The sequence below is a fragment of the Flaviaestuariibacter amylovorans genome (assembly GCF_039541815.1).
Taxonomy (GTDB): domain Bacteria; phylum Bacteroidota; class Bacteroidia; order Chitinophagales; family Chitinophagaceae; genus Flavisolibacter; species Flavisolibacter amylovorans.
Window position 1 is genome coordinate 139,949 of sequence record NZ_BAABGY010000004.1, and the last position, 14,758, is coordinate 154,706.

General features: G+C 60.4%; 10 protein-coding genes. 4 read left to right on the forward strand and 6 right to left on the reverse strand.

All coding sequences use genetic code 11. The features are described 5' to 3' along the window. Positions 1-191 precede the first annotated feature (191 nt). Positions 192-1,862 (reverse strand): alpha-glucan family phosphorylase, encoded by a 1,671-nt coding sequence (gene glgP, locus ABD937_RS05250; protein WP_345253966.1) that lies wholly within the window; start codon positions 1,860-1,862, stop codon positions 192-194. A 77-nt stretch (positions 1,863-1,939) separates the two neighbouring features. Then, a complete protein-coding gene (locus ABD937_RS05255; RefSeq protein ID WP_345253968.1) occupies positions 1,940-2,842 on the reverse strand; it encodes a hypothetical protein in 903 nt (300 codons plus the stop codon). A 174-nt stretch (positions 2,843-3,016) separates the two neighbouring features. Here ABD937_RS05255 and ABD937_RS05260 point away from each other — a divergent pair, with 174 nt between their 5' ends. From ABD937_RS05260 to ABD937_RS05270, 3 genes are all read left to right on the forward strand, one after another. After that, positions 3,017-3,676: a metal-dependent transcriptional regulator gene (locus ABD937_RS05260; protein WP_345253969.1), complete on the forward strand. Its 660-nt coding sequence runs from the start codon at positions 3,017-3,019 to the stop codon at positions 3,674-3,676. Then, on the forward strand, positions 3,673-5,559 hold the full coding sequence (locus ABD937_RS05265) for an Nramp family divalent metal transporter (RefSeq protein WP_345253970.1): 1,887 nt from the start codon (positions 3,673-3,675) through the stop codon (positions 5,557-5,559). The genes ABD937_RS05260 and ABD937_RS05265 overlap by 4 nt, the downstream gene beginning before the upstream one ends. A gap of 133 nt (positions 5,560-5,692) precedes the next feature. Then, a complete protein-coding gene (locus ABD937_RS05270) occupies positions 5,693-6,610 on the forward strand; it encodes an alpha/beta hydrolase (RefSeq protein WP_345253971.1) in 918 nt (305 codons plus the stop codon). Positions 6,611-6,847: 237 nt separating this feature from the next. Here ABD937_RS05270 and ABD937_RS05275 read toward each other — a convergent pair whose 3' ends face one another. From ABD937_RS05275 to ABD937_RS05290, 4 genes are all read right to left on the reverse strand, one after another. Further along, complete coding sequence (locus ABD937_RS05275; RefSeq protein WP_345253972.1) at positions 6,848-7,438, reverse strand: hypothetical protein; 591 nt, start codon at positions 7,436-7,438, stop codon at positions 6,848-6,850. Positions 7,439-7,448: 10 nt separating this feature from the next. Further along, complete coding sequence (locus ABD937_RS05280; protein ID WP_345253973.1) at positions 7,449-8,732, reverse strand: glycerophosphodiester phosphodiesterase; 1,284 nt, start codon at positions 8,730-8,732, stop codon at positions 7,449-7,451. Further along, complete coding sequence (locus ABD937_RS05285) at positions 8,717-9,457, reverse strand: hypothetical protein (RefSeq protein WP_345253975.1); 741 nt, start codon at positions 9,455-9,457, stop codon at positions 8,717-8,719. Before ABD937_RS05285 ends, ABD937_RS05280 begins: the two co-directional genes overlap by 16 nt. A 278-nt stretch (positions 9,458-9,735) precedes the next feature. Then, positions 9,736-10,938, reverse strand: coding sequence for a bifunctional 3,4-dihydroxy-2-butanone-4-phosphate synthase/GTP cyclohydrolase II (locus ABD937_RS05290; RefSeq protein WP_425475027.1), 1,203 nt, complete (start codon positions 10,936-10,938; stop codon positions 9,736-9,738). A 159-nt stretch (positions 10,939-11,097) separates the two neighbouring features. On the opposite strand from ABD937_RS05290, the gene ABD937_RS05295 reads away from it, so the two are divergent. Continuing rightward, positions 11,098-14,373, forward strand: a complete 3,276-nt coding sequence (locus tag ABD937_RS05295) for a TonB-dependent receptor (protein WP_345253977.1) — start codon at positions 11,098-11,100, stop codon at positions 14,371-14,373. The last annotated feature ends 385 nt before the right edge of the window (positions 14,374-14,758 follow it).

A 14,758-nucleotide genomic window follows, 5' to 3' on the forward strand; every position in this document is an offset into this window, starting at 1 on the left:
GCAATCTCCACAACTTACGGAGTGTTTTTGTAACCGAAGCTTTGCGAACCCTCCGCGTAATGGAGGAGACTGCTTCGCTTCGCTCGCAATGACCTGAAAAGGCCCCGCATTGCGGGGCCTTTTACTTCGCTATTCAGTATTTCTTGTTGGATATCCGATATTCAAGGAGACGCATAGGAACGCGTCTTTACTTAGGCGCTATACGGACGCAGGTACAGCAGGTTGTAATATTCCTCCGCCATGCGGTTGGAGTCGAACTGCAGCTGCACGTCGCGCATACCGTTCTTCACGATCTGGCGCCAGGTGTCGTAGTCGTCGTAGTACAGCGGCAGGATCTGCTTGTTCAGCAGCTCGTACAGCTGGTCGAGGTCATACTCGTCCTGCTCCGGCGTGCTGATCTTGGTATAGTCGATCGGCGGCACGATGAAGCCGTTGTTGCCCGGGTGCACAAATTCAGGTATCCAGCCGTCGTTGGTGGATACGTTCACCGCGCCGTTCATGGAGGCGGTCATACCCGAAGTGCCGGAGGCCTCGCGCGGAACGCGGGGGTTGTTGAGCCAGCAGTCGGCGGCCTGCTTGAGGCGCTTCGAAAGAGCAAGCTCATAGCCGATCAGCACGGCCATGTTCTTGTAATTCTTGCTCAGGTGCACGAGCTCGTTGAACTCCGAGATCGCCGGGTAATCGACCGGGTAGGGCTTGCCGGCCCAGATGATCTGCACCGGGTACTTCGTATCGGCCATCAGCTTGTTGAAGCGCTCGATGTCGCGGGTAATGAGGTTAGCGCGCTTGTAGCCGGCGAAGCGGCGGGCCCATACGATGGTGAACACGTTGGGGTCGAAGATCTTCCCGGTCTGGTCGGCCACGAGTTCGAAGGCGCGCTTCTTCATCCACGTCTTGCGGTCGTCGAAGCCCTTGTCGTCGCCATCCTCGCGGAAGCGGTAGAGTGCTTTATCGGCCCAGTAGCGCCAGTTCTGCGCGTTGGTGATGGCGAGGATCTCGCAGATGTTATCGTACTTGGCCCACATGTGGCGGCTCACCTCTCCGTGCAGCTGCGACACGCCATTGGCGATGCGCGCAAAGCGAAGGGCAGCCAGCGAGTGGTTGAACTGGTCGTCGGGCATGCCGGTGAGGCGCTTCACTTCTTCTACGGAAAGCCCGCAGAAGTAGCTCATCTTATGACAGAGGTAGATATCGTGCTTCTCGTTGCCGGCTTCTTCAGGGGTATGCGTCGTGAACACGAGGCGCTTCTTCACTTCCTCGATCTTGCGGCCAAACTTGTTATAGAGGTAAAAGGCCGACGACAGGCCATGGGCCTCGTTGAGGTGGTATACCTCGGGGTTGAAGCCGATCTCGTCGAGCAGCTTCGCGCCGCCTACGCCGAGCAGGATGAACTGCGCGACCTTGGTGGCCACGTTGGCATCGTACAGGCGGTGGGTGATGGTCTGCGATACGTAGTCGTTCTCCGGGATGTCGGTCGTCATCAGGAACATCGGGGCCGACTGGAACACGTTCGGCGGCAGGTAGAGCACCTTCACCCACACCGGGTGCTCGTGCACCGTGATCTCGAATTTGATACCGGTATCTTCCAGGAAGCTGTAGATCTTTTCCATCCAGGTTACCTGGAGCGTCTGGTCCTGGTTGCGCGCCTGGTCGTAGTAGCCGTATTTCCAGAGAATGCCGATGCCCACCAGGTTCTGGCGCAGCTCGAAGGCGGAGCGCATGTGCGAGCCGGCAAGGAAGCCGAGGCCGCCGCTATAGATCTTCAGCGGCTGGTGGATCGCGAACTCCATCGAGAAGTAAGCGACGCGTTTGTTGAACCGATCGTCGATCGTATAGGGGACCTGGAAAGATCTGAAATTCATTTAGTGGTGGATTTTAGCTGCGCAATATAAGGCAATTGGATAAATCGTGTCTTTGCTACACATTCAGGATGCCGAAACTACTTTTTCCCTTTTTTCTTCGGGGTGGATTTCGGTGAAACCTCCTTTTTGCGCGGGAACTTGCCTTCAAACAAACATTGAACACCCCGGTGCGAGCCGCAGCCTTCCATTTCTCTCATACTCACCGAGTTGGCAGAAAACGTCAGCTCCAGCACACAGGGGTCGCCGCCCTGGCGGTATACAGCCGTCCTCGACGAAGTCAGGAGCGCCGTTCCGTTCAGCTCGCCGCTGCAGTCCTCGTCTTTCTCGAAATGCACGAAAAAGGAGATCTCGCTCGGGCTGCGCGCATCGCGCACCGAGATGAAGTTGCGCTCGTTACGAACATAGTCGCCGGCGAGCGGGTGGGTGCGCTTCATCGTATCGATCGGGTTGAGCACGTCGCGCCGGTCTTCGAGCGGATCGGTGGAGATGAGCGTAAAGGTCTTCGCGGCCGCATTGTAGATGAACACGTCCTTGCCGTCCGACGAGGTTTCGTTCGTTTTTTTCCGGACGACGCTGCGCACGATCGAGTACGACTTGTCGATGCCGGACGTCTGTGCCGTTGACGGGTCGCTGTCGGGAGCAAGGAACGGGAACGCGCCCCCGAGGGCTTGTTGCTTATCAAACACGAACAGCAGGGCCGCCTGGCGCGCCCCTGCCGCGGCTTTCACCACGTAATAAGTTTCGCTTCCCTCCTCGCCACCGATGCGCGCCAGCGGGCTGTACCGGATCCGGGCACTGCCGAAAAGCGCGCTGCGGAGTGAATCGGGCAGGTAACCCGTGAACCGGTCGGCATCGAGCGCCGTCGTGTCGCTGTGCCGCAGCAAAGCGGTGTCCGACAGGCTGTACGGAACCCTGGCGGCGCGGAAGCCTCCAAAGCTGGTGGCAGCGGTGCTGCCCGTACCCTTTTCGTCTGTAGCCACAGCCGGCTTTTTCTCGTCCGAGCAAGCTGCCAATCCGGTCAAAGCGAGCAGGATCCCCCAAAGGCGCATATTTCCAATTTGCTGTAAATAAACGGAAATACCGCCAGACTCGCCCCGGCCGGGCTTGGCCATACGGCACAGTTTTTTTAGATTCGCCTAAATATTTCATTAGCCATGCTTAATCTTTCGGCGAGTGAGGAAAACTACCTCAAGGCGATTTACCACCTCCAGGCCGGGGGAGGCAATGTGTCGACGAAAGCGCTGGCCGAGTCGCTGCAGGCCCGGCCTGCCTCCATCACCGACATGATGAAGAAGCTCGACGCCAAGAAGCTGCTCCACTACCGGCCCTACTATGGCTTCACCCTGAGCCCGGAGGGGCGCAAGGCCGCCCTCGGCATCATCCGCCGCCACCGTCTCTGGGAGTTCTTTTTGGCCGAGAAGCTGGGCTTCGCCTGGGAGGAGGTGCACCCTGTGGCCGAGGAACTCGAGCATGTACGCCACAAAAAACTCGTGGATAAGCTCGACGCCTTTCTCGGCTTTCCGCGCTTCGACCCGCATGGCGACCCCATCCCCGACAGCAAGGGCCGTATGGACAAGGCCGGCACGGTGCCGCTCAGCGAGCTGCCGCTGCAGCAGCCGGCGCGCGTGTGCCGCGTGGCCGGGCAGTCGAGCGAGCTGCTCGAGCTCCTGCGCGAAAAAGGCATCGGCATCGGCACGCGCGTGGAAGTGCGGCGCCGCTTCACCTACGACGGCTCCCTGCAGGTGCAGGTGCGCCCCAACCGTTCAGAAACCATCAGCGCCCAGCTGGCGCAAACCATCATTATCGAGCTATGAAGCCATTATCCGATCAATCCCTCAGTGAAGTACATGGGTCGGTAGACACCACCGCCGGCGGCGGAAAGTCGCGTTTCCGGCGGATCCTCTCCTTCTTCGGCCCCGCCTACCTCGTGAGCGTAGGCTATATGGACCCCGGCAACTGGGCCACCGACCTCGCCGGCGGCTCGCAGTTCGGCTACCGCCTTATCTGGGTGCTCCTCATGAGCAACCTGATGGCCCTGCTCCTGCAAAGCCTCTCGGCCCGCCTGGGCATCGTGCGGGGCCGCGACCTCGCGCAGGCGAACCGCGAGACCTACCCCCGTGGCGTAAACTTCATGCTGTACCTGCTGGCCGAAGTAGCCATCGCGGCCACCGACCTCGCCGAGGTGCTGGGCATGGCCATCGGCATCCAGCTGCTCACCGGCATGCCGCTCCTTTGGGCCGTGCTCATCACGCTGCTCGACACCTTCCTGCTCCTTTTCCTGCAGCGCCTCGGCATGCGGGTGATGGAGGCCTTTATCATCACGCTCGTAGCCATCATCGGCATCTCCTTTGCCATCGAGATCTTCCTGGCAAGGCCCGATATGGGCGAAGTAGTGAAGGGCTTCGTTCCGTCGATACCGAACAACACGGCGCTGTACATCGCCATCGGCATCATTGGCGCCACGGTGATGCCCCACAACCTGTACCTCCATTCGGCGCTCGTGCAGACCCGCAAGATCAAGCGCGACGAAAAAGGCATCAAGCGCGCGCTCAAGCTCAACTTCATCGACAGCACCATCGCCCTCAACGCGGCCTTCTTCGTGAACGCGGCCATCCTGGTGCTGGCGGCAACGGCCTTTTATTATAAAGGGCGCACCGACGTGGCCGAGATCAAGGAGGCCCATACGCTGCTCAACGACATGCTGGGCAGCAAGCTCGCCCCGATCCTCTTCGCGGTGGCACTCATCGCGGCGGGACAGAGCTCCACGGTTACCGGAACGCTGGCCGGCCAGATCGTGATGGAAGGCTACCTGCGCCTCCGCATCAATCCCTGGATCCGCCGCCTTATTACCAGGGCCGTAGCCATCATCCCCGCGGTGATCGTGATCCTGATCAACGGGGAGAACAACATCGACGCGCTCCTCGTATTGAGCCAGGTGATCCTCAGTCTTCAACTGGGCTTCGCCATCATCCCGCTGATCCACTTCGTAAGCGATAAAAAAACGATGGGCGCCTTCGTGATCCCGCTCTGGATGAAGATCGCGGCCTGGGTCATCGCGGCGGTGCTCGTGTACCTCAACCTGCGGATGGTGCTGGAGCAGATGGCCGGCTACTTCCGGGGCGACGGCAACTTCTGGGTCAAAGTGCTGATGATCGGAGGCGTGTTGGGCTTCGTGGCCCTGTTGCTCATCACCATCCTGTACCCGCTGCTGAAAAAAGACGTCAAAGCCATCCCGCTCCGGGTGCACAAGCATGGAGAAACGGCGATCGGGGAACCAATCGTTCCGCACTATAAGGCCATTGCCATGGCACTCGACTTCAGCAAGTTCGACGCAACGCTGCTGGCCCATGCGCTGGGTCACGCCACCGAAGGCACGCGCTTCGTGCTGATCCATGTGGTGGAGAGTGCGCCGGCTAAAGTGCTGGGCACTGAAACCGACGACTTCGAGACGCGCAAAGACCTCGAGCAGCTGGAGGCCTATGCGGCGCAACTGCGCGAGCGCGGATTTGAAGCGGTATGTCACCTGGGCTTCCGGAGCCGCTCGCGCGAAATCGTACGCCTCGTAAAGGAATCCGGTGCCGACTTCCTCATCATCGGCGCACACGGACACAGCGGGGTACTTGATTGGCTCTACGGGCAAACCATCGATTCGGTGCGGCACTCCCTCCGTATCCCGGTGCTGATCGTAAGCGGGTAGTTTAATGTGCGAATGTGCTAATGTGCTGATGTGCTAATGGGCGATCCGTCCTAATCCGCACCACCCGTCAGATCCGTGTTCCCCGGTGTTTCCCGGCAACTACGAACATGTACAAAGACTGTAACTTGTCCGCATGAAACGGCTATTTAGTTTTCTCCTGCTCCTGATCTCCACGCTCGTTCGCGCGCAGGTGCCGAAGGTTTCGTCAGGATCGATACAACGGCTCGAAGCGTTTCCGTCGAAATACGTCGACGCCAGGAACATCGACGTGTGGCTTCCGGATGGCTATCCTGCCGCCGGAACATACGCCGTGCTGTATATGCACGACGGGCAGATGCTGTTCGACAGCACGATTACCTGGAACCGGCAGGAATGGCGAGTGGACGAGACAGCGGGACGGTTGCAGCGCGAAGGCCTGACTATCCCTTTCATTGTCGTAGCGATACCGAATCACCCGAAGTACCGGTTTGCCGAATACTTTCCCTCGATCGCGGCTAAGGTAATGTCGGTGAACCTCACTCGGATCGATTCCCTGCGTATTGAATTGCAGGGCCGGGTACGCTCCTTCTATTACATGAAATTTCTTACGGAGGAGCTGAAGCCCTACATCGACCGGCACTTCGCCACCTATACAGACGCAGCACATACCTTTATCGCGGGCTCTAGTATGGGCGGGCTCATTTCCTTGTATGGGTTTACGGAATACCCGAAAGTGTTCGGCGGCGCGGCTTGCCTTTCTACCCACTGGCCCGGCAGCCTCAAGCGCTTTTCGGGTACCGAAACGAACTTTCCCTATATCAAGGAATACGTCGGCTTACGCCTGAAAAAGCCGGGAAAACGACGTCTTTACTTCGACCGCGGCGACAGAACACTGGACAGTTTTTACGCGCCGTTCCAGCCCGTCATTGATAGCATCGCGAAAAAACGTGAATACGGCTCCCGGAATTACCGCACACTCGTTTTCCCCGGTGCCGACCATTCCGAAAGAGCCTGGGCAGCCCGTCTCGAAGAGCCGCTGCTGTTCCTGTTTGGACGGCGGAAAGATCAATGACAAACTGGCGCTAAGCACGCCATAGGCGGCTGCATATTGATGACCTGTCCGATTCGAGTTTTATAGTATTATTACCAGCGTGGCTACCGTAACCCAAATTGGTTGGAGAGCCCTTGTCACCCCGTAGCGCAGCGAACGTATCCCTGATCAGGGTAAGTGCCTTGTCATCCCGTAGCGCAGCGACCGTTTCTATGATGTAAGTGAGCGCCTTTGTCACCGCGTAGCGCAGCGCAGGGATCACCAGTGCGCGAACTTCCAGACGTACTGCACCTGCAGCGCCAGCACACCGCTCGAGGTGCCGGAAGCATACATCCACTTGAACTCCGTGCCGAGGCCCGCGTTCTTTCCGAGTGGCCAGATATAGGAGGCGGCTGCCATCCAGCCCATCGCCAGCCGCGAAGCCTTCGACTTTCCCTCGTAGTCGAGGTGCGTGGTGAGAAAGTACGCGCCCGACCCGGCGAAGATGTTGAGGTGGTCCGTCACCGACATCGACCAGACCAGGAGCACCGGCACGGCGTCGAGCGACACGCGCCCTTTCTTGCCGAGGCTGTCTTTGAGCCCATAGGAATAGAACGTCATGAAGCCCGACTCGAGGCCGGCCTTGAGCTGCCGGTCGGGGTGCCAGAGCACGCGCACGGTAGCCAGGGGATTGACGCGGCGCAGCGACGGCTGCAGGTAGGCGGGCGCGCCGCGGTTTGCGGAATAATAACTGCCCCCGGCATTGAAATAGGCCACCAGCGAATAGCGCCCCGCCCTTCCGGGCTTCGAGGTAAATTCCGTGGTATCCTGGGCCGCGCCTGCGAGGGACAGCAGCAAGGACAGGATCAAGGTGACGTGGTTACGGACGGATATAGTGCGCATAAGCTACAGCGGTAGGGTAATTGGAAAGAATGCCATCGAAGCGGCCCTCCCGCAGAAATAAGGCAACGTTCTCGGGGAGGTCGAGCGTCCATACAAACGCACGGCGGCCTTGCGCCTGCATGGCGGCCACCTTGTCGTTCTGCAGGCCGAGCGTCCAGCGGGGTGCCCAGATACGGGCGTTGACGCTTTCAGCATCGGCGGTTTCAAGCTCTACCAGCGACGGCACATCGCGGTGACCGGGCAAGGCGCGGAAGCGCTCCAGCACTTGCTCGTCGGGGATGCCGATCACGATCTCGAGCGGCCTGCCGAGTACGGCGGCGCGCTGCTGGAATTCGGCCTGCAGGGCCCGCAGCCCGTCGATGGGCGCGTCGAACTTCGTATCCAGCCAAACAAACCGGAGCGGCGTGCGGGTGAGGATGGTTTCGAGCGCGGCACGAAGGGTGGGGATCCGCTCATTGCCCCGCACCAGCCGCACGAGCCCGTCGAGCTGGGCAAACGTGTAATTCTCGATCGGGCCTACGAGCCCGTTCTTGACAATGAGCCGCTCGTTCAGCGTCGCATCGTGGTACAGCACCGGCACCCCGTCGCGGGTAAGGCGCACGTCGATCTCCACCCCGGTAGCGCCAAAGCGGGCCGCGTACGGAAGGATCTCGAGGGAGTTCTCGGAAGCGGGCAGCAGGTCGGCGGAGGTGCCGCCGCCGCGGTGGGCTACGATCTCGAGCGGGCGGCTCGCTGCGAGCGGCCGGTCGAAGCTGAAGCGCAGCGGCCGGTCGGGTGTGCCGTTCCCATCGCCATACGCTCCCTCGAGCACCAAGCCGCCCGCTCCGATGGCCGTGCCCAGGAGCAGAGCCCGTCCGCCGGCCTCCGGCGTCACGGTGAGGCGCACTGCCCCCGTTTCGATACCGGTCATGCTCCGCCAGTAGCCGTGCAGCAGCAGGGTGGAGTCGCGACGCCGACCTTCGAGCACGAGGTAGCTGATGTCTTTTCCGAAAAACAGCGAGAAATGAAAAACCGTGTCGGCACCAGCGGCGGTATGGCTCCATTTCCCAACCGCATCGGCGCCGAAGCGGTCGGAGCCGGCGGCAACCGTGTAGACGCCTTCCATGCGCGCCGCCACGGAAGCACCGAGCGGCGCGGTTCCGGGGGCTTCAAAAGCCTCCCAGCGATTGTCGGGGAGGCGCACGTCGAAGTCGCGGCGGCAGGCGCCGAGCAGCAGCAGGCCCAGCGCGAGGAAGGTGGTTCGCGTCAGAGAATAAGGCATGCGATGAATTGAGGGTAAAAGTAATTGCGGTCGAGGGCGGAGAAGATGCTCCAGGTTTGCCAGAACGAGGAGGTATAGATGCCGCGGAGGCCGAGGGCGAGCCGCTTGTTGCGCCCGTAGAACGGCTGCTCGAGCAGGAGCGTGTAGGCGGAGCCGCTGAAGAGGCGGTAGTCGTCGCGGATCTTGATGTCGCCCGCGCGCGGCGAGATGTCGAGCGTCATGATCGACTCGGCGCGGAGGGTGAGCAGCACCTGCCGCCCGAAGCGGTAGCCGACGCTCACGTTCGGGAAGTTCTGCCAGCCCGTGGCGCGGGTGCGGAAGCCCTCCACGTTGACGGAGCCGAACCAGAACGCCACATCATTGCCCACACCGGCTGAAATGCGGTCGGTGATCCGGGCGCTCCAGCGTGGCCCGATCGAAAAGTAATTCTGGAAAACTTGCAGGGAAGCGCGCCCCTGGAGCGAGAAGCCGGCTCCGAGGCGGCGCAGGGCCTGCACCTCGACGGCGGGCACCTGGTAGTGAAATTCCTCGGTCACCTCGTAGGGCATCGTGGTGGCCGTGATGCCCACGCCTACCGTCCAGGGTCGTTGCGGCGCCAGCGGAAAGGTGATGTACTTAAGGTCGTGGGGCAAGGTGTCCTGCGCCAGCGCCTGCGCGCCGGAAAGGGCCGCCAGCAGCAGGAGCAGCCACCGGGTGGAGGCACGATGTTTCGGAAACGGCTTCATGTAGCCGCAGGGCTTGCAAAAACGGGACCGCGGGGGAGGAGCTCAGATCCCGGATCGCGGATCTGGGATCTGGGCTGGCGCAAGACAACCATGGTCGGATGGGGGCTCGTTTCCTGCGATTCCACCTGTAGCAAACTGTTGCTATCGTTTAGGCGTTTAAATATCAAAGCGCGATCGCACCGGATAATTCCACGCGCACCAGAAAAAAGAAGGCCGCCCCTCGCGGAACGGCCATACTGCTTTGAACAGATCTAAGATCCCAGATCCGAGATCTGAGATCACAACTCGTGTCCGAGCTTATCGCGCTTCGTCTCGAGGTACTGGTGGTTGTGCGGGTTGGGCTCGATGCGGAGGGGCACGTTGTCCACGATCTCAAGGCCGTAGCCGAGGAGGCCGACGCGCTTGCGCGGGTTGTTGGAGATGAGGCGGATGTTCTGGATGCCGAGGTGCCGGAGGATCTGGGCACCGACGCCGTAATCGCGCTGGTCCATCTGGAAGCCGAGGTGCAGGTTGGCCTCCACCGTGTCCATGCCCTCTTCCTGGAGGCGGTAGGCCTTCAGCTTGTTGAGCAGTCCGATGCCCCGGCCCTCCTGGTTCATATAAAGGATGACGCCGCGGCCTTCCTCTTCCACCATACGCATGGCGCCGTGGAGCTGCTCGCCGCAGTCGCAGCGGAGCGACCCGAGGATGTCGCCGGTAAAGCAGGACGAGTGCACCCGCACCAGCACCGGGTCGCCGGCGGACCACTCCCCTTTTACGAGGGCGAGGTGCTCGTTGGGCGAGCCCTTCTCCTGGAAGGCGATGAGCTTGAAGTGCCCGAACTGCGTAGGCATGTCTACCCGCACGATCTCGTCGATGAGGGAATCGCGCTTCAGGCGGTATTCGATGAGGTCCTTGATGGAGATGATCTTGAAGTCAAACTTCTCGGCCACCTCGATGAGTTGGGGCAGGCGGGCCATCGTACCGTCCTCGTTCAGGATCTCCACCAGCACGCCCGACGGGGCGAAGCCGGCGAGGCGGGCGAGGTCGGCGGCGGCCTCGGTGTGGCCGGCGCGGCGAAGTACGCCGCCCTTCTTGGCGCGGAGGGGGAAGATATGCCCGGGGCGGCCGAGCTCGTCGGGGCGGGTGGCCGGGTCGATGAGCGCCTGCACGGTCTTGGCGCGGTCGTGGGCAGAAATGCCGGTGGTACAGCCGTGGCCGAGGAGGTCCACCGATACGGTAAAGGCCGTTTCGTGCAGGGCGGTGTTGTTGTTGACCATCAGCTCGAGGCCCAACTCGGTGCAGCGGTCCTCGAGGAGGGCGATGCAAATGAGGCCGCGGCCATGCTTGCTCATAAAGTTGATCACCTCGGGGGTGACGTGGTGGGAGGCCACGATGAAGTCGCCTTCGTTCTCGCGGTCCTCGTCATCGACGACGATCACGATCTTGCCGTTCCGGATGTCCTCGATGGCGCTTTCGATGGAGTGCAGTATGCGGGTCATGGTGCAAAGTTAGGCCCAAACCGGATGCCCCTCAAACGAAGTATCGGCGGGCCTCCCGGGGCGCCGCCAGCCCCCGTTGTTACTACTTTAAATGTTAATAAAGTCCTTAAGCGTCTTGTTTTTTTTACCTTTCTTTGCAGCCAGAAACAAAGACTTCCTATGCTTAAGAAAATCCTGCATTTATTCTTAGTCTTGCTTTTTTCCAGTTCATTCGTCCTCGCCCAGGAAACCAACAGCTCCGTTACCGGTATTGTGAAGGGAGCCACGGCCGACGCCTTAACCGGCGCCACCGTAACGGCGGTGCACGGGCCCACCGGAACGACCTACCGCGTCGTTTCGCGTACGGGCGGCCGCTTCGACATCAACAACATGACCCCGGGCGGGCCCTACACGTTCACGATTACTTATGTGGGCTACACTCCTGAGACCCGCAACGACGTGTACCTGAACCTGGGTGAGAAGCACCGCTTCGACTTCGCACTCGCCAACCAGGCCGGCAACCTCACCGAGGTGGTGGTATCGAGCCGCCGGGTGGCTGCCACAGCCCGCGGCGGTGTGGAAACGAACATCTCCCGCGACCGCATCCAGAACCTCCCAACGATCAACCGTAGCCTCAACGACTATATCCGCCTCACGCCCCAGGCCAAGATCACGGGCGACGGCGGCGTATCGATCGCCGGTCAGAACAACCGCTACAACGCCTTCTACATCGACGGCGCCATCAACAACGACGTGTTCGGCCTTGCCGCCTCCGGCACCAACGGCGGACAAGCCGGCGTGAACCCGATCTCCATCGACGCCATCGACCAGATGCAGGTGATCGTATCGCCCTTCGACGCCTCCATCGGCGGCTTCACCGGCGGCGGCATCAACGCCACTACCCGCTCGGGCACCAACACCCTCACCGGTTCTGCCTGGTATTACTACCGTAACGAGAACCTTGCGGGCAAGACCCCGGGCGACGTTCCGAAAGCACAGCGTACCCGCCTCGGCGACCTCTCCAACCAGATCTACGGTTTCCGTGTGGGCGGCCCGATCATCAAGAACAAGCTGTTCTTCTTCGTGCTCGGCGAGATCCAGCGCGACATCCGTCCCCAGCCCTTCGACTTCTCCGGCTACCGCGGCAACGCCACGCTCGCCCAGGTCAACGCCCTCGCCGATACCCTTCGTCGTCGCTACACCTACAACCCCGGCCAGTTCCTCGACAACCCCGAGGAGGTAAAGGCAAACCGTATCGTTACCAAGCTGGACTGGAACATCAACGCCAAGAACAAGTTCACGCTCAGCTACCGCTACAACCAGGGTGAGCGCTTCAACACGAGCTCCTCGGGCAGCACCACGATCAACTACTACAACAACGGCTACATCTTCCCGACCGAGGCCCACACCTTCACCGGTGAGCTCCGCTCGAACTTCAACAGCGGCACCTCCAACCGACTGCTGATCACCTACTCCGACGTCGAAGACAACCGCGACCCGATCGGCGATCCGTTCCCGCGCGTGACGATCAACGACGGCGCCGGCCGCCTCGTGTTCGGCACCGAGAACTTCTCCGGCGCCAACTACCTCGGACAAAAGAACCTGTCGATCTTCGACGCCTTCCGTATCACGGCCGGCAAGCACCTCATCACCGTTGGTACCGACAACCTGTATAACGAGTCGGTGAACACCTTCATCCGCGACTTCTACGGCACCTACGAGTATGCCAGCCTTGACGCCTTCTACAGCGGCGCTCAGCCCCGCCGCTACCAGCGCTCCTTCCCCCTTGTCGACTTCAAGGACGAGAAGAACACGGCTGCTGCTGCTGCCGTTAAGTACCTGAACCTGGCCTTCTTCGTGAACGACGAGTTCAAGGTGACGGATCGCCTGACGATCAACTTTGGTATTCGCGCCGACAAGACCGAGTTCCTGAACACGCCCCGCACGGACGCCTTCTTCAACGATACGGCCATCAAGGCCATCAGCACGTACTACGATCTGCGCGGCGCCCGCTCGGGACAGAAGACCACGGTTCCCTGGTCGATCTCTCCCCGCATCGGCTTCACGTACCAGATGCCCGACGAGAACATCACGGTCCGCGGCGGTATCGGTATGTTCACCGGCCGTATGCCCCTCGTATGGCCTGGTGGCGTGTATAACAACAACGGCGTGTCGGTTGGTGGTATCGACCTCAACCCGCCCACTGCTGCCCAGCAGGTTCCCTTCCGCGACGATCCCTTCGGCCAATACACGGCGCAGGACTTCGGCATCCCGCTTACCAACGCCAAGGGCCAGGTGGACCTGATGGCGAAAGAGTTCCAGCTCCCCAAGATCCTGCGCACCTCTTTCGGTATCGACAAGCGTATCGGCAACGGCTGGACGGCTTCACTCGACCTCATGTTCACCAAGAACATCCAGGAGATCTACTACCAGAACGTAAACATCCTGCCGGCCACCCTGATGTCGAAAGGCCCGGGTGCCCGCCCGGTGTACGGCTACAACGCTACGAACAACCAATCCCGCAACAACTTCATCCCGATGCGCTCCAACGGCACGAACCCCTACACCGGCGTGTTCCTGCTGTACAACAACCCCGGCAAGAAGGGCTACTCCTACAACGTAAGCGCCACCATCAACAAGGCTTTCACGCGTGGCCTTTCGGTGCAGGCCAGCTGGAACTGGGGCAACTCCCAGGTGACCAACGAGGGCACCTCCTCGCAGAACAACTCGCAGTGGCGCTTCATGGAAACGGTCCGCGGCAAGAACTTCGTTGAGCTTTCCCGCTCCGACTTCGATATGGGTCACCGCTTCCAGGTATACGGCTCCAAGCGTTTCACCTATGCCGGTGGCCGCCTTGCCACCACCATCACCCTGAACTACAACGGCCAGCAGGGTCAGCCTTTCAGCTATGTATACCGCAACAGCATCATGGGCGACGACGGATTCAACTCCAGCAACGACCTGATCTATGTGCCTACGTCCCAGGAGATCAGCACCATGACCTTCGAGAGCGTGACTTCGAACGGCGTTACCTACACGCCCGACCAGCAGCGCGCCCTCCTCGAGAACTACATCGGTGGGAACCGCTACCTCAGCACCCGCCGCGGCCAGTTCTCCGAGCGTAACGGCGACCGCCTCCCCTTCCAGCACATCATAGACCTTGGCATCAAGCAGGACTTCAACCTGAAGCTCGGTGGCCGTACGTACAGCCTCCAGCTCACCTACGACGTGTACAACTTCGGCAACATGATCAACCGCAACTGGGGTCGTACCTACTTCCTGGCCAACGACAACTACTCGCTGATCACGGTCACCCGCTTCAACAGCCAGACCGACCTGACTCCGCGCTACCAGTTTACGCCGCAGGCCGGCACCCCCTACAACCTGAGCACCAGCACCGCCCCGGGCATCTCCGCCCGCTGGATCAGCCAGGTGGGTGTGCGTGTGAACTTCTAACACAACTGCCACTAAATAAAAAGCCCCGACGGTATCGTCGGGGCTTTTTATTTAGTGGATCTCAGATCGATGATCTCAGATTTCAGATGTAAGGCTGACGCACGACGAAGGATTTCAGACGTGTGATTTCGGATTTCAGGTTTGTTGCTTACGCCTGACAGAAGTTTCGGTGTGTTATTTCAAATTGCTGAATTAGAGCTGGCGGAACAATGCTAACGCCGCCGGCCTTCGGGAAATACCGGGAAACAAAAAAGGTCCCACAGAGGCGACCTTCCTATTAAACAAATTGCCTCGTCCTAAAATAGGTTGACACAAAAGTTGACTTATATGTTAGATACAGGAGTTAGTGATTATCGTAGGCGGACTTGTAAGGATTACAGTCTTG

What these genes read in the sequence shown, in the direction of transcription:
- glgP (WP_345253966.1), bottom strand. Translation starts at nt 1,862, where the DNA reads ATGAATTTCAGATCTTTCCAGGTCCCCTATACGATCGACGATCGGTTC.
- ABD937_RS05260 (WP_345253969.1), top strand. Translation starts at nt 3,017, where the DNA reads ATGCTTAATCTTTCGGCGAGTGAGGAAAACTACCTCAAGGCGATTTAC.
- ABD937_RS05265 (WP_345253970.1), top strand. Translation starts at nt 3,673, where the DNA reads ATGAAGCCATTATCCGATCAATCCCTCAGTGAAGTACATGGGTCGGTA.
- ABD937_RS05270 (WP_345253971.1), top strand. Translation starts at nt 5,693, where the DNA reads ATGAAACGGCTATTTAGTTTTCTCCTGCTCCTGATCTCCACGCTCGTT.
- ABD937_RS05280 (WP_345253973.1), bottom strand. Translation starts at nt 8,732, where the DNA reads ATGCCTTATTCTCTGACGCGAACCACCTTCCTCGCGCTGGGCCTGCTG.
- ABD937_RS05285 (WP_345253975.1), bottom strand. Translation starts at nt 9,457, where the DNA reads ATGAAGCCGTTTCCGAAACATCGTGCCTCCACCCGGTGGCTGCTCCTG.
- ABD937_RS05290 (WP_425475027.1), bottom strand. Translation starts at nt 10,938, where the DNA reads ATGACCCGCATACTGCACTCCATCGAAAGCGCCATCGAGGACATCCGG.
- ABD937_RS05295 (WP_345253977.1), top strand. Translation starts at nt 11,098, where the DNA reads ATGCTTAAGAAAATCCTGCATTTATTCTTAGTCTTGCTTTTTTCCAGT.